Consider the following 23,168-nt stretch of genomic DNA (forward strand, 5'->3'; position numbering starts at 1 on the left):
CGGCTGTGCCTGGGGGCGGCGGGCGGCGGGGTGCCGCCGCAGGGGGCCGACGCGTGGTTCTTGCGCGGGGCGGGCGGCTCGGGGCCGAGCGAGAGGGACAGGGGGCTGCCCTGCGAGACGGACGCCCTGTTCTTGCGCCGGGCGGGCGGCTCGGGGTCGGGTGACAGGGGTGGGCCACTGCCTTGCGAGACGGACGCGCTGTGGCTCCGCGAAGCGGGCGGGGCACTGCCCTGCGGCAGAGGTGCGCCGTGCTTCCGCGACGCGGGCGGGGCCCTGCGGCGTGAGTGCGGCCGGCCGCTGCCTGACGAAGCGGGCGGGGGGCTGTCCTGCGGCACGGGTGCGCCATGCTTCCGCGAGGCGGGCGACTTGATGCCGCGCGAGGCGGGTGGGGCGGTGCCCGGCGGGAGCGGCGGGAGGCTGCCCTGTGAGGGTGGTGCGGCGTTCCTGTGTGGGGCGGGTGGAGCAGGGGCCCGTGAGGAGGGCGTCGCCGAGGGGGTCATGGCGCCGGGAACCGGGCGGGCCCGGCAGGGGTTCGCGCCGTCGGCTTCCGAGGCGGACGGCGCGTTGTCCCCCGCGTCCGGCTCCTGTCGTGGCCGGCCGCTTCCCCTGGGCCGGTTCGGTTCCCAGGGGGCCGCCATCTGGCTGCGGCCCCCCGAGCCGGGATGCGAGGTCGAGACCTCGCTGCCGACGCTGTCGGCGTTGGGGGGTGGTGGAGACGCCCCCGATCTCGTACGGCTGGTGAACACCGTGGCCACACAGTGCCACCGGGTCCGGCTGCGGCGCGCGTCTGCCCAGCCGCCGGCCTCGCGCGCGCAGGGTCGGTAGTGCCGCTGTTCAGCCGTTGGCCTTCTCGTAGGCCTCGCGGATGGTCGCGGGAACACGGCCGCGGTCGTTGACCTCGTAACCGTTCTCCTTCGCCCAGGCGCGGATGGCCGCGGTGTCCTGGCTGCCGCTCGAAGCCGCACGCGCCTTTCCGCGCCCGCCCGAAGCACGGCCTCCGGTACGACGACCGCCCTTCACGTAAGGCTCGAGAAGGCCGCGGAGCTTGTCCGCATTAGCGGTGGTGAGATCGATCTCGTACGTCTTGCCGTCCAGCGCGAACGTGACGGTCTCGTCCGCCTCGCCGCCGTCGAGGTCGTCGACAAGAAGGACCTGAACCTTCTGTGCCACCGGATTTCCTTTCATCGATATCTTCAGGGCCGGGGTGTGCCGGCGTCCGCCGTATCGCCGTCCCCTGTTATATGCAGTACTGCAGTACCTCGGAAAGCAAACCGCTTTTGCCGGAAAAACACAAACCCTCGGCAGAGACCGGCGCCCCCACCCCCGTCCGAAAACGTGCGCGTTTCGGACATAGGGCACCCTGGTCTTGCGACTGGCTTGCAACTGGCTTGTGTGTCCGTCCTGGTGATCACAGATGCAGAAGCATCCGGCTGTTGCCCAAGGTGTTCGGTTTCACTCGTTCGAGTCCGAGGAACTCCGCGACACCCTCGTCATAGGAACGCAGCAGCTCCGCGTAGACATCCGTGTCGACAGGCGTCTCGCCGATCTCCACGAAGCCGTGCTTGGCGAAGAAGTCCACTTCGAAGGTCAGACAGAAAACACGGCGAACGCCGAGCCAGCGGGCGGTGTGGAGCAACTTCTCCAGCAACTGGTGCCCGACACCCGCGCCCTTCAGGCCGGGCTTCACGGCGAGAGTGCGGACTTCGGCGAGGTCTTCCCACATCACGTGCAGGGCGCCGCAGCCGACGACCTCTGCGTTGTCGTCGCGTTCCGCGACCCAGAACTCCTGGATGTCCTCGTAAAGCGTCACCGTTGCTTTGTCGAGCAGGATGCCGCCGCGGACGTAGGCGTCGAGGAGGCGGCGCACGGCCGGGACATCGCTGGTACGTGCCCGGCGGACGGTGATGGCTTTTGCGGGGGCTTCAGGGCTCTTCGCGGACATGACCGGGACGCTATCGCCCGCCGGGGTCCTGAGCAGAGGCGGGGTTCTCCGGCGGTCCCGTTCGTTCCGGGGGTTCCGTTCGTTCCGAGGGTTCGCTTCGTTCCGGCGGTTCGGCCAGTTCCGACGGTCCGGTCGGTTTCTGGGTTTCCGGGACCTGGGCGATGCGTACGGCATCGCGGAGAGTCTCTCGCTGTTCCTCGCTCATCATGCCGAAGAAGGCGACGAGAGCCGCTGCGGGGTTGTCGCTCTGCGACCAGGCCTCGTTCATCAGGGAGGCGGCGTAGGCGGCTCGTGTGGAGACCGCCTCATATCGATAGGCGCGGCCTTCCGCCTCGCGGCGCACCCAGCCCTTCTGATGGAGATTGTCCAAAACGGTCATCACGGTGGTGTACGCGATGGACCGCTCCTTCTGAAGATCTTCCAGGACTTCTCGAACGGTCACCGGGCGGTTCCACTTCCACACCCGCGACATGACCGCGTCTTCGAGTTCTCCCAATGGGCGAGGCACACCTCAGAACAATAGTGGGAGATCTGGGTAATGGCGTGGCGGACGTGCGCTTCACCGGCGAACGGGAACAAAAAGGGCGTACGACTCGAAAGTGCGGGCCTCGCCGGGGCCGGCCGCACGGAGTCGTACGCCGTCGGAGCGCTGCGCCCGGGGGCGGCACGCTCGGGTCAGGCTTCGGCCTTCGGGGGCGTCGCGGAGGACTGCCGGGCGCCCTCCACGCGCGCGAGGGCGGCGTCGACGGCCGCGTCCTCCTTGGCCTTGTTGGCACCGCCCTGTGTCTTCACGATCACCCGGATCACGCCGATGAAGAAGATGGCCATGACGACCGGGGGCAGGAGCGCGGAGACGTAGTCCATGGATCCAGACTAGCCACGTCAGCCCGCGGCGAGCTGCTGGGGGTTGGACGGGGGTGGCGGCGGGGTGGGCTTGCGGCGCGGGAAGACCTCGCCCGGGGTGGGGATCGGACGGCCGGGTTTCGGGGTGCCCGGGGCGGGGGCCGGGGTGGGCTTGGGGGCGGGCTTCGGAGCCGCCGGCTTCCGCGCGGGCTTCTTCTCCGGCTGCTTCTCCGGAGTGTCCTCGGCGACGGCGGAGAGGCCGCCGGGGACGGGCAGGAGACGGAGGCGCGAGCGGGAGGCGGGGACGGTGGGAACGGCCGGAACGCCGGGGGCGGCCGGGCGGGCGGGCGGTTGGGCGAGCGGGGAGGGGATGGGCGAGCGGGCGGCGCGCACGGGCTGCTGCCCGGTGAGCAGATGGCAGCGGTCCAGGAGGGCGGCTGCGGTGGGGTTGCCGCACAGGGCGCCGAGGGCGGCGAGGTCGTCGGTCTGGGGGCGGTATCCGGCACCCAGTGCCTCGTCCAGGAGCGTGAGGTAGCCGGCGGCGGTGCCGGGGAGGGCGGCGCGGTACCGGCCGAGGTCGGCCACGAGGAAGGCACGCAGCCTGGCTCCCTCCCGCATCGCCTCGTCGAGCGACTCTGCGAGGCGGAGGCAGTCCTGGACGTCGTCGGCCGAGGCGGAGGTGGGGTGGAGGGCGAGGGCGAGAGCGCGGCGGAGCACACGCAGCTCCTCCACGCCGAACGCCATGCCGCCGCGGGATCCGTATGGCGTGGGCATGCTGCGACGATACGCGCTAATCAGACAAATCCCGCATATCGGGCGCGTGTGGCGTGAGGGACCACCCGGGTGGGCGGGCGCGGGCGCCTGCGGCGGGCTGGTGGGTCGGGACCGCGCCGTCGGCTGGTGCGGCTGCGTCGTGATTGCCCCAAGATGCGGGCAGTCGCGCCTGCCCCAGTGCCTCAAGGCGTGGGAGGTCCCCCCAGGCGGCACGGGTGGGCGCAGCGTCACCCCGCTCCGCCGGGCCGCGCACCCACCCGGCCCCAGCGACGGCGCGTCGTCACATGCGCGACACGTTCCGCTCGTACACCAGTCGCAGCCCGATCAGCGTCAGCCACGGCTCATGCTCGTCGATGACCGACGACTCGCCCAGGACCATCGGTGCCAGACCGCCCGTCGCGATGACCGTGACATCCTCCGGGTCCTCCGCCAGCTCGCGGGCCACGCGGTTGACGACCCCGTCGACCTGGCCGGCGAAGCCATAGATGATGCCCGACTGCATCGCCTCGACCGTGTTCTTGCCGATGACGCTGCGCGGCCGGGCCACCTCGATCTTGCGGAGCTGGGCGCCGCGGACGCCGAGGGCCTCGACGGAGATCTCGATGCCGGGGGCGATGACCCCGCCGACGTACTCGCCGCGCGCGCTGACCGCGTCGAACGTCGTCGCCGTGCCGAAGTCGACGACGATCGCGGGGCCGCCGTAGAGCTCGACCGCCGCGACCGCGTTGATGATGCGGTCCGCGCCGACCTCCTTGGGGTTGTCCATGAGGATCGGGACGCCCGTCTTGACGCCCGGTTCGACGAGGACCGCCGGGACGTCGCCGTAGTAGCGGCGCGTCACCTCGCGGAGCTCGTGCAGGACCGAGGGGACGGTCGCGCAGATGGCGATGCCGTCGATGCCGTCGCCGAGTTCGTCGCCGAGGAGCGGGTGCATGCCCATCAGGCCCTGGAGGAGGACCGCCAGTTCGTCCGCGGTGCGGCGCGCGTCCGTGGAGATGCGCCAGTGTTCGACGATGTCCTCGCCGTCGAACAGGCCCAGGACGGTGTGGGTGTTGCCTACGTCGATCGTCAGCAGCATGGCCCGTACCCGCTCCCCTACTCCGCCGGCCGCAGGTCCAGGCCGATGTCCAGGATCGGCGAGGAGTGGGTGAGGGCTCCGACGGCCAGGTAGTCGACGCCGGTGTCCGCGTAGGCCTTGGCGTTGTCGAGGGTCAGGCGGCCCGAGGCCTCCAGGGCGGCGCGGCCCTGGACGAGGGCTACCGCCTCCTCGCACTCGCCCGGCGTGAAGTTGTCCAGGAGGATCAGGTCGGCGCCGGCGGCCAGGACCTCGCGGAGCTGGTGCAGGGTGTCGACCTCGACCTCGATGGGGACCTCGGGGAAGCGTTCGCGGACCGCCTTGAAGGCCTCGGCGACGCCGCCCGCGGCGACCACGTGGTTGTCCTTGACGAGGGCCGCGTCCGAGAGGGACATGCGGTGGTTGACGCCGCCGCCGCAGCGGACCGCGTACTTCTCCAGGGAGCGCAGGCCGGGTGTCGTCTTGCGGGTGTCGCGGACCCTGGCCTTCGTGCCTGCCAGGGCGTCCGCCCACGCGCGCGTGGCCGTCGCGATGCCCGACAGACGGCACAGGATGTTCAGCGCGCTGCGCTCGGCCGTGAGGAGGTCACGGGTGCGAGTGGTGACCGACAGGAGCTTCTGGCCCGCCTCGACGCGGTCGCCGTCCTCCGCGTGGCGCTCGATCTCGAGCTCCTCCTCGCAGACGACCGAGATGACCGCTTCGGCGACGCGCAGGCCGGCCACGACGCCCGCCTCGCGGGCCGTGAAGTCGGCGGTGGACACCGCGTCCTCGGGGATCGTCGCCACCGTCGTCACGTCCACGCCGTGGGCGAGGTCCTCCTGGAGGGCCACGTTGGCGATGTCCTCGACCTCGACGGGGTCGAGGCCGGCGTCGGCCAGGAGCTGGGCGAGTGCGGGGTCCAGCCCGCACTCCAGGTATGCCTCCTCGTCCGCGCCGCAGGCGCAGCCGTCGCCGCAGCCTCCGGACGAGGCGAGGGGAAGGTCGGGGGTGCTCACGTCGGTCACTGCTCCTGGGGGGCCTGGGGCGGGAGGGTCGTAGGGAAGTGTGTGGTGTCGGTGGTGTGCACGGCCAGCGTGCGGTCGGGGTTCAGGCGTACGACGACGTGGCGCCGCCAGGTGGTGTCGTCGCGCTCGGGGTGGTCCTCGCGCCAGTGGCAGCCGCGGGTCTCCTCGCGCAGCCGGGCCGCGGTGACCAGGACTCGGGCCACGCACAGCAGGTTGGTGGCCTCCCAGGTGTCGACGCCTGCCTCCGCCGTCTTGCCGTTCTCGGCGAGGGCGTCGCGGGCGTCGGTGTGCAGTTGCTGGAGCTGGTCGGCGGCCTTGGTGAGGGACTCGGCGGAGCGCAGGACACCGGCCCCGTTCGTCATGATCCGCTGGATCGTGAAGCGGGCCTCCGGGGTGAGCAGGGGATGCTCGGGGGTCTCCGGGTGCGGCAGTGGCTGCGGCACGCGCGCTTCCAGGCCGTTCGCCGCGATGTCGGCCGCGATGCGCTCGGCGTAGACGAGGCCTTCGAGAAGGGAGTTGGAGGCCAGGCGGTTGGCGCCGTGCACACCGGTGCAGGCGACCTCGCCGCACGCGTACAGGCCGGGGACGGTCGTACGGCCCCGGGAGTCGGTGCGGACGCCGCCGGAGGCGTAGTGGGCGGCCGGGGCGACCGGGATGGGCTCGGTGACCGGGTCGATGCCGTGGGCGCGGCAGGCGGCGAGGATCGTCGGGAAGCGGTGTTCCCACATGTCGGCACCGAAGTGCCGGGCGTCGAGGAACATGTGCTCGGCGTCCTGCTCCTGCATGCGGCGCGTGATGCCCTTGGCGACGATGTCCCGCGGGGCGAGCTCGGCCAGTTCGTGCTGCCCCTGCATGAAGCGCACGCCGTCGGCGTCGACCAGGTGGGCGCCCTCGCCGCGTACCGCCTCGGAGACCAGGGGCTGCTGGCCCTCCGCGTCGGAGCCCAGGAAGAGGACCGTCGGGTGGAACTGGACGAACTCCAGGTCGCTCACCTCGGCGCCCGCGCGCAGCGCCAGGGCCACGCCGTCACCCGTGGAGACGGACGGGTTGGTCGTCGCCGAGAAGACCTGGCCCATGCCGCCGGTCGCCAGGACCACTGCAGGGGCGTGGACCGCGCCCACGCCGTCGTGCTGGCCCTCGCCCATGACGTGCAGGGTGACGCCCGCCGTGCGGCCCTCGGCGTCCGTGAGGAGGTCCAGGACGAGCGCGTTCTCGACCGTGCGCAGACCACGCGCGCGTACCGCCTCGACGAGGGCCCTGGAGATCTCGGCACCGGTTGCGTCACCGCCGGCGTGGGCGATGCGGCGGCGGTGGTGGCCGCCCTCGCGGGTGAGTTCCAGGCCGCCCTCGGAGGACTCGTCGAACTGGGCGCCGGTCTCGATGAGGCGGCGGACGGCGTCGGGGCCCTCGGTGACGAGGATGCGGACCGCTTCCTCGTCGCACAGGCCGGCGCCCGCGACCAGGGTGTCGTCCAGGTGCTGGTCGGGGGTGTCGCCCTCGCCGAGGGCCGCGGCGATGCCGCCCTGGGCCCAGCGGGTGGAGCCGTCGTCCAGGCGGGCCTTGGTGACGACGACGGTGGTGAGGCCGGCCGCCTCGCAGCGCAGGGCGGCGGTGAGCCCGGCGACACCGGAGCCGACGACGACGACGTCCGCGGAGATGGACCACCCGGGGGCGGGCGCGTGCAGTCGTATGCCTGTGCTGCTCACGAGGCGGCTCCGAAGGTGAGGCGAACGTTGTCGATCAGCCGGGTCGTCCCGACCCGGGCGGCGACGGCGAGGACCGCCTCGCCGGTGAAGTCGTCCCCGATCTCGGTGAAGTCGGACGGGTCGACGAGGGCGAGGTAGTCCAGCACGAGCGGCGGATCGAGGCGGGCGGCGTCGTCGAGGACCTGGCGGGCGGCCGCGCGGACGGCGGCCGGACTGCCCGGGACGGCCGTCGCGACGGCGTGCGCGTCCGCTGCCGCGCGGGACTCGCCTATGGCGCTGAGGGCCTCGGCACGCGCGCGCGTGGCGGGCACCTCGCGGGCCCGGGCGCGCAGCGCCTCCTGCGCGGCGTGCCGGTCCTGGCCCGCGAACAGGGCGCTGGACAGCGCGAGGGCGGTGCGCCGCTCGGCGGGTGAGAGGTAGCGGTTGCGGCTGGACAGGGCCAGGCCGTCCTCCTCGCGGACGGTGGGGACGCCGACGATCTCCACGCCGAAGTTCAGGTCCCGCACCATGCGGCGGATCAGCGCGAGCTGCTGGGCGTCCTTCTGGCCGTACAGGGCGACGTCGGGGCGGGTGAGGTGCAGCAGCTTGGCGACGACCGTGAGCATGCCGTCGAAGTGGCCGGGGCGGGAGGCGCCCTCCAGCCGCTCGCCCATGGGGCCCGCGGTGATGCGGACCTGGGGCTCGCCGCCGGGGTAGACCTCGTCGACGGCCGGGGCGAACACGACGTCGGCGCCCGACTCCCCGGCCAGCTTCACATCGGCGTCCAGGGTGCGCGGGTAGCGGTCGAGGTCCTCGCCCGCGCCGAACTGGAGCGGATTGACGAAGACGGTGACGACGACCTCGCCGTCGGGTCCGGCGAGGGCGCGCGCGGTGCGGATCAGCGTGGCGTGCCCCTCGTGCAGCGCGCCCATGGTCATCACCACGGCGCGGCGGCCCCCACGCGCGCGTGCGTGCAGTTCGGCGGCGGTGCTGAGCAGGGTCGTGGTCATCGGGCGTCCCCTTCGGTGCCGTCGGTCCCGTGGGCGAGTACCCCGAGGAGGTCCTCGGCGAGCTCCGGCTTCAGCAGGCCGTGGGCCAGGGCCCGGTCGGCGGTCGCGCGGGCCATCGCCAGGTAGCCGTCGACGGCCTGCGGGGCGTGCCGGCGCAGCTCGGTGACATGCGCGGCGACCGTGCCCGCGTCGCCGCGCGCGACCGGGCCCGTGAGGGCCGCGTCGCCGGAGCGCAGGGCGTTGTCCAGGGCCGCGCCGAGCAGCGGGCCGAGCATCCGGTCGGGGGCCGAGACGCCGGCCGTGCGCAGCAGCTCCAGGGACTGGGCGACCAGGGTGACCAGGTGGTTGGCGCCGAGCGCGAGGGCCGCGTGGTAGAGCGGCCGGTTCTCCTCGGCGATCCATTCCGGCTCGCCGCCCATCTCGATGACCAGGGCCTCGGCGGCCAGCCGCAGCTCCTCGGGCGCGGTGACGCCGAAGGAGCAGCCGGCCAGCCGCTGGACGTCCACGGGCGTGCCGGTGAAGGTCATCGCGGGGTGCAGGGCCAGCGGCAGGGCGCCCGCGCGCAGGGCGGGGTCGAGCACCCGCGCGCCGTACCGCCCGGAGGTGTGGACGAGCAGTTGTCCCGGCCGTACGGACCCGGTGTCGGCGAGGCCCGCGACCAGCTCGGGCAGGGCGTCGTCCGGAACCGTCAGCAGGACCAGCTCGGACCGCTGGAGGACCTCTGCGGGCGGCATCACCGGCACGTCCGGCAGCAGTTGCGCGGCGCGGCGCCGGGAGACCTCCGAGACCGCGGAGACGGCGACCGGGCGGTGCCCGGCGAGCTGCAGGGACGCAGCCAGTGCGGGTCCCACGCGGCCGGCGCCGACGACGCCGACGGTGAGCCGCGCGGGGCGGTCCCTGGGGTCTGGCTGTGGGGTTGTGTTCACTCGACGGCGGCCTTCCCGTTCCAGTCCGCTCCGGGTACCGGACGATTTCTCGTCATGTTAACGCGATCGGTTCGAGGGGTGTTCGGTCGTCCACAGGGTGTGCATCACACGCGGGCACGGGCGCAGGGGAACCCCTGCACGGGCGTACGGAAATCCGGGTGCCCGGCCGCACGCGCGCGGGGGATGATCCGGGCCATGAGCGACACGGCGGAACGGGACGAGCAGGACGAGCGGGCGGCCGGGCAACTGCCGGAGCAGGACCGGCCGGACGAGGACCTCAGGTCACAGCTCCGTGAGCGGCGGCTGGCCGCCCACCGGGGCGCACAGCGCGTGTTCGCGCGCTTCGCCTTCCACAAGACGCTCCGGGAGCGACTGGCGGAGCTGGACGGCGTGCAGGACCTGTACGACCTGGACGAGCGGTCCGACGTGTACGGCGACGGCGTCGTCGAGGCGCTGGAGACGAAGGTCGCCGGGCTGCTCGGCACCGAGGCCGCCGCGTTCTTCCCGACGGGCACGATGGCCCAGCAGGTGGCGCTGCGCTGCTGGGCGGGCCGCACCGGCAACCCGACCGTCGCCCTGCACTCGCTCAGCCATCCCGAGGTGCACGAGCGGAACGCGTTCAGCGAGGTCGGCGGCCTGCGCCCGGTGCGCGTGACGGGCGAGCCGCGGCTGCCCACCGCAGCCGAGGTGCGCGACTTCGAGGAGCCCTTCGGTGCGCTGATGCTGGAACTCCCCTTGCGGGACGCCGGTTTCGTGCTGCCCTCCTGGGAGGAGCTCACCGAGGTGGTGGCGGCCGCCCGGGAGCGGGACGCGGTGGTGCACTTCGACGGGGCCCGCCTGTGGGAGTCCACGGTCCACTTCGGCCGGCCCCTGGAGGAGATCGCGGGCCTGGCCGACAGCGTCTACGTGTCGTTCTACAAGTCGCTGGAGGGCTTCGGCGGTGCGGCGCTCGCCGGGCCGGGGGAGCTCGTGGAGGAGGCGAAGGCCTGGCGGCACCGCTACGGCGGCCTGGTCTTCCAGCAGTTCCCGGCGGCCCTGTCGGCGCTGGCCGGGCTGGAGCGGCAACTGCCCCGCCTGCCGGAGTTCGTCGCCCACGCGCGCGTGGTGGCCGCCGCCCTGCGCGAGGGGTTCGCGGCGGCCGGGGTGCCGTGGGCGCGCGTGCACCCGGAGGTGCCGCACACCCACGACTTCCAGGTGTGGCTGCCCTACGACGCCGACGTCCTCTCGGAGGCGGCGGTGCGGACGGCCGAGGAGACCGGCACCGCCCTGTTCTCCTTCGCCTGGGACCGGGGCGGCCCGGGCCTGGCCCGCACGGAGGTGCAGGTGCGGTCCGCCGGTCTTGAGTGGACGGCCGAGGACGTGAAGACGGCCGTCGCCGACTTCGTCGCCCGGCTGCCCGGGCGGATCAGCCGGTAGCACGGCGCCTGGAGGGCAGCCACCGGCCCAGGGCGTGCCGGATCCGCTTCCGCCGGCGGGCCGGGCGCCCGGCGAGGACCGCCCGGAACTGCCGTTCGTCGCGCCACTCCCGTACGACCTGCCCGTCGTGCGTACCCGGCGCGGGCGGGGCGGGCTCCCCGAGGGAGTGGGCGCGGTAGCTGTCGAGGAGGTACTGCTGCGCGATGCTCATGGTGGATCGCCTCTGCGGGACGGGGTGATGGAGGTCCGAAGGCTCCGCGGCTGCCCCGGTGGTCCCACCGTGCGCCCGTGCCGAGGGCGGCGTCGCGTCGATTGACGAGGCCCGTCAATCGAGCGGAGCGTTGTCAGTGGCGGGGTGCACCATGAGGTCATGAGCGTGCACATCGACATCGCAGGGCTGAGGCCGGAGCAGGTCGCCGTCGTGCCCTCGCCCCTGGCCGAGCTGGGCATGGCGCTGCACGCGCTGTCCGAGCCGGGACACCACCCGGGCCTGCAGGGCTGGGTGACGGGAGTGACCGCCCGGCTCGACCCGCATCTGGCCGACCGGATGTGCGAGGCCGACTTCCTGTGGCGGACGACGTTCTCGGACCTGTTCATGCCCTTCGCCGGCCTCCCGGGCCGCAGCACACTGCCGGGCGCCACGCTCGCCGAGGAACTGGACCTGCTGGACAAGCTGACGGACGAGCAGTTCGTCGACGCGGCACTGGAGTTCACCTGTGCCGTCGGGTACGGCTCGTGCGGGCCCACCTCGCTGACCGACCCGGAGCTGCGCCGCCGGTCGCTGGACCTGGCCGCCGCGCGGGGGCCGCAGCAGCTGCGGTTCAGCGAGCGGCTGCTGGCCGACCCGCCCAGGATCCGGGCCTGGCTGCGGCAGTTCCTCCAGGACTGCGACGCGGCGTTCTTCGCGGAGGCCTGGGCCCGGCTGCGCCACCAGCTGGCGGCGGACGCCCGCCACAAGACGGACCTGCTCAGGCACAAGGGCCTGGCCGAGGCGCTCGCCGCGGTGTCCCCGGCGGTCACGCTCGACGAGGCCGCCGGCGACATCGCGGTCGACAAGCTGGGCGAGGGCCGTACGACCACGGGCGACGGCGGCCTGCTGCTGGTCCCGACGAGCCTGGGCTGGCCGCATCTGACGGTCCTGCACCGGTACGGCTGGCAGCCGGTGCTGCACTACCCGGTCGGCTCCCCCGAGCTCGCCGCCCCGCCCACGCTGGAGCAGCTGGCCCTGCGGATGACCGCCCTGTCCCACCCCGTGCGCATGAGCATCTGCCGCAATCTGGCCCGCAGCGCGTACACCACCGGTGAGCTGGCGCAGGCGCACGGCATGACGGCCCCGGAGATATCCCGGCATCTGGCCGTGCTGAAGAGGGCGGGCCTGCTCACCACCCGCCGCCGCGGGCGGTACGTCCTGCACCAGCTGGACGTGACGGTGGTCGCCCGGCTCGGCAGCGAGTTCCTGGAGGGGATCCTCAGGTAGCGGGCCCGGTGTCCGGAGCAAGCGTGCCCGGGTCAGGCGTGCCCGGGTCAGGCGTGCCCGGGTCAGGCGTGCCCGCCGGCCCGTACCAGTCCCGTCTCGTAGGCGAGCACCACCACCTGCACCCGGTCCCGGAGCCCCAGCTTGGTCAGGATGCGGCCCACGTGTGTCTTCACGGTCGCCTCGGAGAGCACCAGCCGGGCCGCGATCTCGCCGTTGGACAGGCCCTGCGCGACCAGCACCATGACCTCGCGTTCGCGTCCGGTGAGCCGCTCCAGCTCCTGGTGCTGGGGCTCCTTCGCGGTGCCCGGCAGCATCGGCGCGAAGCGGTCCAGGAGCCGCCGGGTGGTGGAGGGCGCGACGACCGCGTCCCCGCTGTGCACGGAGCGGATCGCGGCGAGGAGCTCCCCGGGCGGCACGTCCTTGAGCATGAAGCCGGAGGCGCCCGCCTTCAGTCCGGAGAAGGCGTACTCGTCGAGATCGAACGTGGTCAGGATGAGCACTTTCGGCGGGTCGGTGTCCGAGCAGATCCGGCGGGTCGCCTCCACCCCGTCCAGCTTTGGCATGCGCACGTCCATCAGCACCACGTCGACCTCGGTCGAGCGCAGCACCTGGAGGGCCTCGACACCGTCGCCCGCCTCCGCCACGACCTCCATGTCCGGCTGGGCGGCGAGCACCATCCGGAAACCGGTGCGCAGCAGCACCTGGTCGTCGACGAGCATCACGCGGATCGTCATCGGAGCCTCTTCCAGTCTCTTTTGCAGGTGGGAGCGTTACAGGTGTCAGCGAGGGGCGTGTGCCGTGGTCAGCCGGCGGGTTTGAGCGGCAGCAGGGCACTGATGCGGAATCCTCCGCCCGGGCGCGGGCCGGCGTCCAGGGTGCCGCCGACCATGCCGACCCGTTCCCGCATGCCGATCAGGCCGTGGCCCTGGCCGTCGAACCCGCCCTCCTCGTACAGCTCGTGCGGGGCGCCCTTGCCGTCGTCCTCGACGAGCAGGCCGAGGCCGTCGTCGAAGTAGACCAGGCGCACGCTCGCGCCCGCGTTGGGTCCGCCGTGCTTGCGGGTGTTGGTGAGCGCCTCCTGCACGATGCGGTAGGCGGTGAGCTCGACGCCGCTGGGCAGCGGGCGGGGGGTGCCCTCGACCTTGAAGTCGACGGGCAGTCCGTGCCCGCGGCACTGCTCGACGAGGTCCTCGATCTGCTGGACGTCGGGCTGCGGCACGTACTCGCCGCCCTCCTCGTGCTCCCCGGTGCGCAGCACGCCGAGCAGGCGGCGCATCTCGGCGAGGGCCTGACGGCCGGTGGAGGAGATGGTCTCCAGGGCCTTCTTGGCCTGGTCGGGGGCGGCGTCGAGGACGTAGGCGGCGCCGTCGGCCTGCACCACCATCACCGAGACGTTGTGCGCGACGACGTCATGCAACTCGCGGGCGATGCGGGCGCGTTCGGCGGCGACGGCGACCTTGGACTGTGCCTCGCGCTCCCGCTCCAGGCGGGCGGCACGCTCCTCCAGCTGCGCGAAGTAGGCGCGGCGGGTGCGGATGGAGTCGCCGAGCACCCAGGCGAGGGCGAAGGGCACGGTCATGAACACCGCCGCGGCGATGCCGGTCGCGACACTCGTCTGGTCGTTCGGCCAGCGCAGGTGGGCCACGGGGGCCGCGCACAGGCCGGCGACCAGCGCGAAACGGGAAGCCCAGCGCGCGCCCTCCGCGGCCACCGTGTAGACGATCACCAGCAGGGCGAAGTCGTGGGGGCCCATCTCGACATCGGTGATCAGCTGGGCCAGACCGACCGCGGTCGCGAGCAGCAGCATCTTCTCCGGCATGCGGCGGCGCAGCGCGATCACCAGGCACAACAACAGCGAGAGCGGAACGGCGACGGCCGGGGAGCCGAATCCGCCCGACGCTCCGCCGACCACGGAAATCCCGAGGAGGACCACGGCCCACGAGCCGTCGACCCACATCGGGTGCCTGCGGAGGAAGTCATAGAGGCGCTGCACGTAACCCAGCGTAGGGAAGCGGGATAGGTGCAGGGGTCAACCGGAGGGCCGATCCGCACCGGGCGCGTGTACTCCGCAAGGTGGAGTTGCGTTCGTTGTGTCCGCATAGCCTGGCCCCGTGACAGCAGTGACGAGGGACGAGGGACCGGCGGGGCTCCGGTGGCGCGGGTGGCGCGCGGCGGCTCAGGAGGCCCTGTACGGGCCGGGCGGTTTCTACCGCCGGGCCGAGGGGCCGGCCGGGCACTTCCGTACGTCCGTGCACGTGTCGCCGCTGTTCGCACGGGCCGTGGCGGAGCTGTTGTGCCGGGTCGACGAGGCGCTGGGACGGCCCGCGACGCTGGACTTCGTCGACATGGCGGCCGGGCGGGGCGAGCTGGCCGCCGGGGTGCTCGCCGCGCTCCCGGCCGACGTGGCGGCCCGCACGCGCGCGTACGCCGTCGAAGTCGCCGGGCGACCCGCGGACCTGGATCACCGGATCGAGTGGCGGGCCGAGCCGCCGCAGGGCGTGACCGGGCTGCTGTTCGCCAACGAGTGGCTGGACAACGTGCCGGTGGAGGTCGCCGAGGTGGACCCCGCGGGCGTGGCGCGGCTGGTGCTGGTCCGGGGTGACGGGGCCGAGCGGCTCGGGGAGCCGGTCGACGGGGCGCAGGCGCGGTGGCTGGCGCGCTGGTGGCCGCTGCCCGGCGAGACGGGGCTGCGGGCCGAGATCGGCCTGCCCAGGGACGAGGCCTGGGCCTCGGCGGTCGCCACGCTCGACCGGGGGCTCGCCGTCGCCGTGGACTACGCGCACACGGCGGACACGCGGCCGCCGTTCGGGACGCTCACCGGATTCCGGGAGGGCCGCGAGACGGCGGCCGTGCCGGACGGCTCGTGCGACATCACGGCCCATGTGGCACTCGACGCGTGCGCGCTGCCCGGCGGGCGGCTGCTCCCGCAGCGCGAGGCGCTGCGGGTCCTCGGCGTGAGCGGCGCACGTCCCCCGCTCACGCTGGCGTCCACCGACCCCGCCGCCTACGTACGCGCCCTCGCGAGCGCCGGAGAGGCCGCCGAGCTCACCGCGGCGGGGGGTCTGGGCGACTTCGGGTGGCTGGTGCAGCCGGTCGGGATCGAGGACCCGCTCTAGGGCAGGGCCCGGACGCTGCTCGCAGAGCCGGGGACACTGCTCGCGGGGCCCGGGACGCTACTTGTCGATGTCGCCCACGACGAAGAACATCGACCCCAGGATCGCCACCATGTCCGCGACCAGCGTCCCCGGCAGCAGCTCCGTCAGCGCCTGGATGTTGTTGTACGAGGCCGAGCGCAGCTTCAGCCGGTACGGGGTCTTGTCGCCCTTGCTGACCAGGTAGTAGCCGTTGATGCCGAGCGGGTTCTCGGTCCAGGCGTACGTGTGGCCCTCGGGTGCCTTCAGGACCTTGGGGAGCCGCTGGTTGACCGGCCCGGGCGGCAGCTCGGCGAGCCGGTCGAGGCAGGCGTCGGCCAGGTCCAGCGCGTTGTGCGTCTGTTCCAGGAGGCACTCGAAGCGGGCGAGACAGTCGCCCTCCTGCCGGGTCACCACCTTCAGGACGTCGCCCAGCTCCCCGTAGGCGAGATACGGCTCGTCCCGGCGCAGGTCGAAATCGACGCCCGAGGCCCGGCCGATCGGCCCGCTCACCCCGTACGCGTGCACGGCCTCCGGCGAGAGCGTGCCCACCCCGCGGGTGCGGCCCCGGAAGATCTCGTTGCCGAGCACCAGGTCGTCGAACCGGTCCATCCGGGAACGGACGTCGGCGACGGCGGCACGCGCGCGCGTGGTCCAGCCGGCCGGCAGGTCCTCCTTGAGACCGCCCACGCGGTTGAACATGTAGTGCATCCGCCCGCCGGAGACCTCCTCCATGACGTGCTGGAGCTCCTCACGCTCCCGGAAGGCGTAGAAGATCGGGGTGATCCCGCCGAGCTCCAGCGGGTACGAGCCCAGGAACATCAGGTGGTTGAGCACCCGGTTCAGCTCGGCGAGCAGCGTACGCAGCCACACCGCGCGCTCGGGGACCTCCATGCCGAGCATCCGCTCCACGGCGAGCACGACGCCCAGCTCGTTGGAGAAGGCCGACAGCCAGTCGTGGCGGTTGGCGAGCATGATGATCTGGCGGTAGTCGCGTGCCTCGAACAGCTTCTCCGCGCCGCGGTGCATATAGCCGATCACGGGCTCCGCGTGCGTGATGCGCTCGCCGTCCAGCACGAGCTTCAGCCGCAGCACACCGTGCGTGGACGGGTGCTGCGGCCCGATGTTGAGCACCATGTCGGTGCTCTCCGCGGCGCCGCCGATTCCGACCATGGTCTCCGTCGTAGGAGTCATGGACACAGTCTCTCCTACGTACGCTGGCCTCATGGAGACGGGGAGCCCGCAGGACACGGGGCCGACGGGGACAGAGGGCGCGGCGGGGGCACCGGGCGCCGTGGAGGCGCAGAGCGCGGCGAAAGCCGCAGAAGGGGCCGCAGAGGCTGCCGAAGGCGCCGCAGCCGTCGAAGACGGGCCGGTGTGGATCGCGCTGCCGCCGGGGCTGCTCAAGATGCGGCGGTTGCTGCTGGTGGTGTGGCTGGGGCTGATCAGCCTGGCCGCCGGGCTGGTGCCAGGTCTGGTGGCCGGGCCCGCCTGGGCGGCCTTCGCGCTGCCGCCACTCGCGCTGATGGCCTGGGGCTGGGTGCTGATCGGCCGCAACTGGCGCTCCTGGCGGTACGCCGAGCGCGCCGACGACCTGCTGATCAGCCGCGGTGTGCTGTGGCGCGAGGAGACGGTCGTGCCGTACGGGCGGATGCAGCTGGTCGAGGTCACCTCCGGGCCCGTGGAGCGGCACTTCGGGCTGGCCAGCGTGCAGCTGCACACGGCCGCCGCGGCGACCGACGCGACCATCCCGGGCCTGGACCCGGCCGAGGCCGAACGGCTGCGCGACCGGCTCACCGAGCTGGGCGAGGCCCGATCGGCGGGGCTGTGACAGCGCCCGACGCCGCTGAGGCCGCCGAGCCCGCCGAGCCCGCCGAGGCCGGGAACGGGATCGCCGAGCGGCGGCTGCACCCCGTCACCCCGCTGAGGCGGGCCTGGGCCCCCGTCGCCGTCCTCATCGGCTGGGCCGTGCACGACCCGGACGGGGCACAGCGCCATCTGACCCGGCTGACCACGACCACGCTCCTCATCGGCCTCGCCGTGCTCGTCCCGGCGGCGGCCCTGTACGGCTTCTGCTCCTGGTGGTTCACGCACTTCGCCGTGACCGAGACCGAACTGCGCATCCGCACCGGCCTCTTCTTCCGCCGCACCGCGCACATCAGGCTGGAGCGGATCCAGGCCATCGACGTCACCCAGCCGCTGCTCGCGCGGGTCGCGGGCGTCGCCAAGCTCAAACTCGACGTCATAGGCACCGACACAAAGGACGAGCTGGCCTTCCTGGGCGCGGACGAGGCGCGTGCGCTGCGGGCCGAACTGCTCGCCCGGGCGGCGGGATTCGCGCCGGAGACCGCGCACGAGGTCGGGGAGGCGCCGTCCCGGCAGATGCTGCGGGTGCCGCCCGGCGTCCTGGCGGTGTCGCTGCTGCTGAGCGGGGCGACGTGGGGGTCGCTGGCCGCGGCGCTCGTCGTGCCGCCGGTGCTGTGGCTGGCCACGGAGAGCGTGTGGACCGTCCTGGCCGTCGCCCTGCCGCTGCTGGGTGCCGCGGGCGCGAGCAGCGTGGGGCGGTTCGTCGGGGAGTACGACTGGACGGTGGCCGAGTCGCCCGACGGGCTGCGCATCGACCACGGCCTGCTGGACCGGGCCCATGAGACGGTGCCGCCCGGGCGGGTGCAGACCGTGCGGATCGTGGAGCCGCTGCTGTGGCGGCGGCGCGGCTGGGTGCGCGTGGAGCTGGACGTGGCGGGGTCCTCCAACTCGGTGCTGGTGCCGGTCGCCCCGCGCGAGATCGCGGAGGTGGTCGTCGCGCGCGTGCTGCCCGGAGTGACCGTGCCGGGGCAGGCGGCCCTGTCGCCGTCGCCGCGCCGGGCCCGGTGGTGCGTGCCGGTGTGGTGGCGCGGGTACGGGCTCGCCGTCACGGACGCGGTGTTCGCTGCGCGGTCCGGGCTGCTGCGGCGCAGCCTCGCCCTGGTGCCGCACGCGAAGGTGCAGAGCGTACGGATGACGCAGGGGCCGTGGGAGCGGGCCAGGGGCGTGGCCGACGTGTGTGTGGACACGGGCGCGAACAAGACGGTGCGGGCACGGCTGCGCGACGCGGCCGAGGCACGCGAGCTGCTGGCGGCACAGGCGGAGCGGTCACGGACGGGACGCAGGGACGCGCGGCCGGACCGCTGGATGGCGTGACATGACGCGGAAAGGCCCCCAGCCGTGGCCGGGGGCCTTTTAAGTGCTGCGTCAGGAAGAAGTGCTGTGTCAGGAAACCGCGCTCCGCAGCCCCTGCACATCGATCTGTTCCGTCTCGTCATGCGCCGTCAGGTCGATGACCTGGCCGATCCCGCGCGACTCCTCGTCCGCGGGCTTGTACCCGGCCTCCGCCTCGGCCTTGTGCAGCGCGAGAGCCTCCTGGCCGACGACATCGGCCAGGTCCTCGTTCTGCACGGCCTCCAGGGCGGCACGTGACGTCCCCTGCTTGGTACCGAAGAAGTCGAACCCGCCTTCGGACAGCGGGCGCCGCACCGGCGTCTGCGGTGCCACGGCCACGGCGGTCGGCACGGTGTAGTGCCCCGAAGTGGCAGGCTGCGGAAGGCGCTCGGCCTCGGTGCCGACCGCCGTGGAGGTCCCGGCCTCCGTGGAGGTGCCGGCCTCCGTGGAGGTGCCGGCCTCCGTGGAGGTGCCGGCCTCCGTGGAGGTGCCGGCGGTCGCCCGCTCGTGCCCGGTGACCGCCTCGGACCGCTCCTGCTGCGGCTCGTCCTCCTCGGCCTCCTCCGACTGCTCCCGCTGGTCGTCCTTCCGGTCGTCCCCCGCGGGCTCCGCGTCGTCGCCCTTCGGTACGCCGTCGCCGTCGCCGCCCCCGTCCGGGTCCGGGGCGGAGTCGCTGTCGAGCCGGGCGAGCGCCGCCGCGGCCCGCAGGAACAGCCGGGAACCCTCCGGCGAGAACACGGCGGGAATCGCCCTCTGCTCGTCGACGGCGAGGCCCCCGGCTGCGGTGGTGGCAGCCTCCTCGTCCGCCTCCGCCGGAGCGTCCGCCGCCTGAGCCGCCCCCGCGGGCAGCGCGGCCCGTACCGGAGCCGTCGCCTCGATCTCCAGCACGCGGCGTTCCTCCAGGACGCTCGCCCGCTCGGTCTCGGCGGTGGCGTACCGGCGCAGCAGAGAGGCGTGCTCGTTGCGCAGCCCGGCCAGTTCGGTGCGCTTGGCGCGCAGCCGCTGCTCCAGCTTGGCGCGCAGCTCGCGGGACTCCTCGAGGTCGGCCTCCAGTTCGGCGACCCGCTCCTCGAAGCGCCACTCGTCGCTCGCCCGCGCGCGCGTGAGGTCGGCGACGCGTTTGCCCGCCTGGATGTCCCAGCGGCGGAGCACGACCGCGCCGACGACCGCCGTCGCCGCGGCGGCCGCGGCCAGACCACGGAGCACCGTCGGCTCCGTGAACACCCAGGGCCCCAGGGCGCAGACGAGGGAGACGCCTGCGATCGCCGACGGGGGCAGCAGCCTGTGCAAGGGCGGGGAATGGCGGTGACGTCCACGTGGCATGGCCAGAAACTTACCGCGCGTAGGCGAATCTTGGTTACCCACCCTGCAAAAACAAAGCCATGCGAAGCGTTCACACGGCATCGTTACCCGGGAAGAAGCGGAATCGGCGCTTCTTTCAATTCCCAAGATCGTTTTCAGCGGCCGTTCAGCCGCTCGCTGATCCACTCCAGCGTCGCCGGTATCTCACGCCGCCAGGTGTTGAAGTTGTGCCCGCCGCTCTCCAGGATGATCGACGAGATCCGCGTCCGCCCGGTGGCCTCCACCCGCTCTATGAACCGCATCGTGTCCTTGTAGTTGGACTCGCCGGACCTGCTGCTGGTGACGAGCAGTGAAGTGTCGGGAGCGGGCCTGTGTTCGAGGTACCACCACAGGTCGGCGCGATTCCGGAGCCCCTTGTCGCCCCGGAAGAGATCGCCCGTGGTGGCGTCGATCGGCGCCTTGTAGTACGCGGACAAACCCGCCCCGGCGCCATACACACCGGGATGGTGCATGGCGATCTTCAAGGCGCAGTAGCCGCCCGTCGAGTTGCCGATGATGCCCAGACCGCCAGGCTTTTCGGTGACCCGGTAGTGCGTGCGCATCGCGTCGGGCAGATCCCTGGCGAAGAACGACTCGGTCTGCGGACCGCCCGGGACGTCCACGCACTCCGTGTCCCGGGGCGGCGCCACCGTCGGCCGCAGCATCACGAGGATCATCGGCCGCATCCGGCCGGCCCGGGCCAGTTCCAGTGCCGTGCGCGGGTAGTGGAGCTTCTCCACCAGCGCCGACGCCGTGCCGGGATAACCGGTCAGCACGACGGCCGCGGGGAACGTACGGCTGCGGTACCGCGGCTGGAAGTACTCCGGCGGCAGATAGACGTACGCGGGCGTGGCGATGTGCGTCGTACGGCCCACGATCTCGATCCGCTGGATCCGGCCGCCCGACCGGGCACTCACCCCGGCCGCGCCCGGCACCCGGCGCGATCCGACCACCTGCAACGGGCCGTCGTCCGGCGTGTGGTCGACGACCACGCCCTGGTCCTTCTCCTGGCCGAACAGGTCCGCCCAGCTCGCGTAGAAACCGAAGGACTGGTTGGCGGCGAGCCCCACCGCGGCGAACAGCGCCACCTGGGTGGCGAGCAGCAGGCCGACCCGCCCGCACACGGCCCGCCCGCTCTGCCGGGCCAGGCGTGGCCACAGCCAGACCGTGCCGGCGAACAGCAGCACGGCGGACAGCACCGCCAGCACCAGCACTCTGTCGCTCGTGAGACCCAGACCCATCCGTGGTTACCTGTCCGCGCTTCCCGTCCGGGGCCGCCCTGCGCGCTCACACCTTCGCGCGGGCTTGTCCCAGACTTTCCTTTGCCTTTGAAACGGCTTTGACGACGGGAGTGAACCTCTTCCCCCTAGACACCGTCCTAGAGGGCGCAATGTCGCCGGATGCCCGAATCGGCACCGGATCCAAGGTCTCTCGCAGAACTACGGGATGCGATGTCTGTCAGGACAGATGAGGAAATGTCGGGTGAGGTTCCGAGTCGTGGCAACACCACGGCAGGTACCGGCCGGATGAGGCGTGTGCGCCACCTGCTGCGCGGACCACGCCCCGAGGCCGTCCCTCTCCTGGTCGGCAGGGCGTGCGCCCTGGTGGGTGTCCTGGACATCGCCGCGGGCGTCTTCCCGCGCTTCCGGCACAGCCGTATGCACGCCATCGCCGAGGTGCTGCCCGGCGCGCTCGGCCCGTTCGCGGCCGCCCTGTCCCTCAGCACCGGCGTGCTGTTGCTGCTGCTCGCCCACGGCCTCAAGCGCGGCAAGCGCCGGGCCTGGCGGGCGGCCGTGGCCCTGCTGCCGGCCGGTGCCGTCGCGCAGTTCACCTACCGGCACTCGATCGTGGGCGTGCTGATCTCCCTGGCCCTGCTGGCACCCCTGCTGCGCCACCGTGACCAGTTCGACGCCCTGCCCGACCCGCGCAGCCGCTGGCGGGCCCTGGCCAACTTCGTCCTGATGAGCGCCGGTTCGCTCCTGCTGGGCCTGCTCATCGTCAGCGTCCACACCGAGCGCATGGTCGGCGACCCCAGCCTGGCCGACCGCATCACCCACGTCATCTACGGCCTGTTCGGCTTCGAGGGCCCGGTCGACTACCAGGGCAACACCTCGTGGACCGTCGCCTTCTCGCTCGGCGCCCTCGGCCTGCTCACCGCCGTCACCACCATCTACCTGGCCTTCCGCCCCGAACACCCGGCCGCGCACCTCACCGAGGAGGACGAGGCCAAGCTGCGCGCCCTGCTGGAGCGGCACGGCGGCCGCGACTCCCTCGGCCACTTCGCGCTGCGCCGCGACAAGGCCGTCGTCTTCTCCCCCAGCGGCAAGGCTGCCGTGACCTACCGCGTGGTCTCCGGCGTGATGCTCGCCAGCGGCGACCCGATCGGCGACGTCGAGGCCTGGCCCGGCGCCATCGAACGGTTCATGGACGAGGCCAAGGCGCACTCCTGGACACCGGCCGTGATGGGCTGCTCCGAGACCGGCGGCGAGGTGTGGACCCGCGAGACCGGGCTCGACGCCCTCGAACTGGGCGACGAGGCGGTGGTGGACGTCGCGGATTTCTCCCTCTCCGGCCGCGCGATGCGCAACGTGCGCCAGATGGTCAAGCGCATCGAGCGCGCCGGTTACGAAACCCGGGTACGACGTGTACGTGACCTCGGCGAGGCCGAGCTGGAGCGCATCCGGCGCGCCGCCGACGACTGGCGCGGCACCGACACCGAGCGCGGCTTCTCCATGGCCCTGGGCCGCGTCGGCGACCCCGCCGACGGCGACTGCCTCATCGCCACCGCCCACAAGCAGGACGACCACCCCGGTCCCTACGGCGACCTGAAGGCGATCCTGCACTTCGTGCCCTGGGGCACCGACGGCGCCTCCCTCGACCTCATGCGCCGCGACCGCTCGGCCGACCCCGGCATGAACGAACTGCTCATCGTGGCCGCCCTCCAGGCCGCCCCGAAGCTCGGCATCGCGCGCGTCTCCCTCAACTTCGCCATGTTCCGCTCGGCGCTGGCCCGCGGCGAGAAGATCGGCGCCGGCCCGGTGCTGCGCGCCTGGCGCGGACTGCTCGTCTTCCTCTCCCGCTGGTTCCAGATCGAGTCGCTGTACAAGTTCAACGCGAAGTTCCAGCCGCGCTGGGAGCCCCGCTTCGTCGTCTACCGGGCCTCCGGAGACCTGCCCCGCATCGGCTTCGCCGCCATGCAGGCCGAGGGCTTCGTCAACCTGGCGCTGCCGCTGCCGCACTACCTGCGCCGCCGTCGCCCGGCCGGCCGCCGCCCCTGCGCCCACGGCACGACGACGGAACGGAGCGTCAGAGCGGCGTGACCTGTCGGGACCGAGCCGGGCCGCAG

General features: G+C 72.9%; 22 protein-coding genes and 1 pseudogene. 7 read left to right on the forward strand and 16 right to left on the reverse strand.

Features of this window, described 5'->3' with window-relative positions:
• Positions 1-597: 597 nt before the first annotated feature.
• A pseudogene (locus tag AC07F0_RS35590) lies at positions 598-825 on the forward strand (SCO3374 family protein); the annotation flags it as partial.
• 9 nt (positions 826-834) lie between these two features.
• Here the strand turns inward: AC07F0_RS35590 and AC07F0_RS35595 are convergent.
• From AC07F0_RS35595 to AC07F0_RS35640, 10 genes are all read right to left on the reverse strand, one after another.
• Positions 835-1,170: a histone-like nucleoid-structuring protein Lsr2 gene (locus tag AC07F0_RS35595; protein WP_010048839.1), complete on the reverse strand. Its 336-nt coding sequence runs from the start codon at positions 1,168-1,170 to the stop codon at positions 835-837.
• A 238-nt stretch (positions 1,171-1,408) separates the two neighbouring features.
• The gene (locus AC07F0_RS35600; RefSeq protein WP_399415662.1) at positions 1,409-1,942 is read right to left on the reverse strand and encodes an amino-acid N-acetyltransferase; all 534 of its coding nucleotides are present in this window, start codon (positions 1,940-1,942) and stop codon (positions 1,409-1,411) included.
• A gap of 10 nt (positions 1,943-1,952) precedes the next feature.
• Positions 1,953-2,414, reverse strand: a complete 462-nt coding sequence (locus AC07F0_RS35605) for a BlaI/MecI/CopY family transcriptional regulator (protein WP_478984119.1) — start codon at positions 2,412-2,414, stop codon at positions 1,953-1,955.
• Positions 2,415-2,617: 203 nt separating this feature from the next.
• Positions 2,618-2,806, reverse strand: coding sequence for a hypothetical protein (locus AC07F0_RS35610; protein ID WP_338782107.1), 189 nt, complete (start codon positions 2,804-2,806; stop codon positions 2,618-2,620).
• An 18-nt stretch (positions 2,807-2,824) separates the two neighbouring features.
• Positions 2,825-3,559: a hypothetical protein gene (locus AC07F0_RS35615; protein WP_478984048.1), complete on the reverse strand. Its 735-nt coding sequence runs from the start codon at positions 3,557-3,559 to the stop codon at positions 2,825-2,827.
• A gap of 280 nt (positions 3,560-3,839) precedes the next feature.
• Positions 3,840-4,637 (reverse strand): type III pantothenate kinase, encoded by a 798-nt coding sequence (locus tag AC07F0_RS35620; protein WP_356922573.1) that lies wholly within the window; start codon positions 4,635-4,637, stop codon positions 3,840-3,842.
• A gap of 17 nt (positions 4,638-4,654) precedes the next feature.
• Positions 4,655-5,629, reverse strand: coding sequence for a carboxylating nicotinate-nucleotide diphosphorylase (gene nadC / locus AC07F0_RS35625; RefSeq protein WP_478984049.1), 975 nt, complete (start codon positions 5,627-5,629; stop codon positions 4,655-4,657).
• Between the two features lie 5 nt (positions 5,630-5,634).
• Positions 5,635-7,344 (reverse strand): L-aspartate oxidase, encoded by a 1,710-nt coding sequence (locus AC07F0_RS35630; RefSeq protein ID WP_436729731.1) that lies wholly within the window; start codon positions 7,342-7,344, stop codon positions 5,635-5,637.
• Positions 7,341-8,333: a pantoate--beta-alanine ligase gene (gene panC / locus AC07F0_RS35635; protein ID WP_478984050.1), complete on the reverse strand. Its 993-nt coding sequence runs from the start codon at positions 8,331-8,333 to the stop codon at positions 7,341-7,343. The genes AC07F0_RS35630 and panC overlap by 4 nt, the downstream gene beginning before the upstream one ends.
• A complete protein-coding gene (locus AC07F0_RS35640; RefSeq protein WP_436729729.1) occupies positions 8,330-9,259 on the reverse strand; it encodes a Rossmann-like and DUF2520 domain-containing protein in 930 nt (309 codons plus the stop codon). Before AC07F0_RS35640 ends, panC begins: the two co-directional genes overlap by 4 nt.
• A gap of 195 nt (positions 9,260-9,454) precedes the next feature.
• Here AC07F0_RS35640 and AC07F0_RS35645 point away from each other — a divergent pair, with 195 nt between their 5' ends.
• Positions 9,455-10,675: a threonine aldolase family protein gene (locus tag AC07F0_RS35645; protein WP_478984051.1), complete on the forward strand. Its 1,221-nt coding sequence runs from the start codon at positions 9,455-9,457 to the stop codon at positions 10,673-10,675.
• Here the strand turns inward: AC07F0_RS35645 and AC07F0_RS35650 are convergent.
• Positions 10,665-10,886, reverse strand: a complete 222-nt coding sequence (locus AC07F0_RS35650; RefSeq protein WP_478984052.1) for a hypothetical protein — start codon at positions 10,884-10,886, stop codon at positions 10,665-10,667. The two genes, AC07F0_RS35645 and AC07F0_RS35650, sit on opposite strands and share 11 nt — an antisense overlap.
• Before the next feature lie 159 nt (positions 10,887-11,045).
• Here AC07F0_RS35650 and AC07F0_RS35655 point away from each other — a divergent pair, with 159 nt between their 5' ends.
• Positions 11,046-12,152: a DUF5937 family protein gene (locus tag AC07F0_RS35655; RefSeq protein ID WP_478984053.1), complete on the forward strand. Its 1,107-nt coding sequence runs from the start codon at positions 11,046-11,048 to the stop codon at positions 12,150-12,152.
• A 62-nt stretch (positions 12,153-12,214) separates the two neighbouring features.
• Here AC07F0_RS35655 and AC07F0_RS35660 read toward each other — a convergent pair whose 3' ends face one another.
• Both AC07F0_RS35660 and AC07F0_RS35665 read right to left on the reverse strand, forming a co-directional pair.
• On the reverse strand, positions 12,215-12,886 hold the full coding sequence (locus tag AC07F0_RS35660) for a response regulator transcription factor (RefSeq protein ID WP_436729725.1): 672 nt from the start codon (positions 12,884-12,886) through the stop codon (positions 12,215-12,217).
• 68 nt (positions 12,887-12,954) lie between these two features.
• Positions 12,955-14,145, reverse strand: coding sequence for a sensor histidine kinase (locus AC07F0_RS35665; RefSeq protein ID WP_478984054.1), 1,191 nt, complete (start codon positions 14,143-14,145; stop codon positions 12,955-12,957).
• A 118-nt stretch (positions 14,146-14,263) separates the two neighbouring features.
• On the opposite strand from AC07F0_RS35665, the gene AC07F0_RS35670 reads away from it, so the two are divergent.
• Positions 14,264-15,268, forward strand: a complete 1,005-nt coding sequence (locus AC07F0_RS35670; RefSeq protein WP_478984055.1) for an SAM-dependent methyltransferase — start codon at positions 14,264-14,266, stop codon at positions 15,266-15,268.
• Positions 15,269-15,325: 57 nt separating this feature from the next.
• On the opposite strand, the gene AC07F0_RS35675 is transcribed toward AC07F0_RS35670, so the two are convergent.
• On the reverse strand, positions 15,326-16,477 hold the full coding sequence (locus AC07F0_RS35675) for an NADH-quinone oxidoreductase subunit D (RefSeq protein WP_436729722.1): 1,152 nt from the start codon (positions 16,475-16,477) through the stop codon (positions 15,326-15,328).
• A gap of 31 nt (positions 16,478-16,508) precedes the next feature.
• Between AC07F0_RS35675 and AC07F0_RS35680 the strand changes: the two genes are divergently transcribed.
• The gene (locus tag AC07F0_RS35680; protein ID WP_478984056.1) at positions 16,509-17,114 is read left to right on the forward strand and encodes a PH domain-containing protein; all 606 of its coding nucleotides are present in this window, start codon (positions 16,509-16,511) and stop codon (positions 17,112-17,114) included.
• Positions 17,111-18,463 carry a PH domain-containing protein gene (locus tag AC07F0_RS35685; protein ID WP_478984057.1) on the forward strand — a complete coding sequence of 451 codons (1,353 nt, stop codon included), beginning with the start codon at positions 17,111-17,113 and terminating at the stop codon, positions 18,461-18,463. The genes AC07F0_RS35680 and AC07F0_RS35685 overlap by 4 nt, the downstream gene beginning before the upstream one ends.
• Before the next feature lie 69 nt (positions 18,464-18,532).
• Here the strand turns inward: AC07F0_RS35685 and AC07F0_RS35690 are convergent, their stop codons facing one another.
• Complete coding sequence (locus tag AC07F0_RS35690; protein ID WP_478984058.1) at positions 18,533-19,804, reverse strand: hypothetical protein; 1,272 nt, start codon at positions 19,802-19,804, stop codon at positions 18,533-18,535.
• 134 nt (positions 19,805-19,938) lie between these two features.
• Entirely contained in the window at positions 19,939-21,057 is a 1,119-nt protein-coding gene (locus tag AC07F0_RS35695) for an alpha/beta hydrolase (RefSeq protein ID WP_478984120.1), read from the reverse strand.
• A gap of 240 nt (positions 21,058-21,297) precedes the next feature.
• Here AC07F0_RS35695 and AC07F0_RS35700 point away from each other — a divergent pair, with 240 nt between their 5' ends.
• Positions 21,298-23,142 (forward strand): phosphatidylglycerol lysyltransferase domain-containing protein, encoded by a 1,845-nt coding sequence (locus AC07F0_RS35700; protein ID WP_478984059.1) that lies wholly within the window; start codon positions 21,298-21,300, stop codon positions 23,140-23,142.
• Positions 23,143-23,168: the final 26 nt, after the last annotated feature.

The organism is Streptomyces sp. NPDC045955, assembly GCF_056430805.1.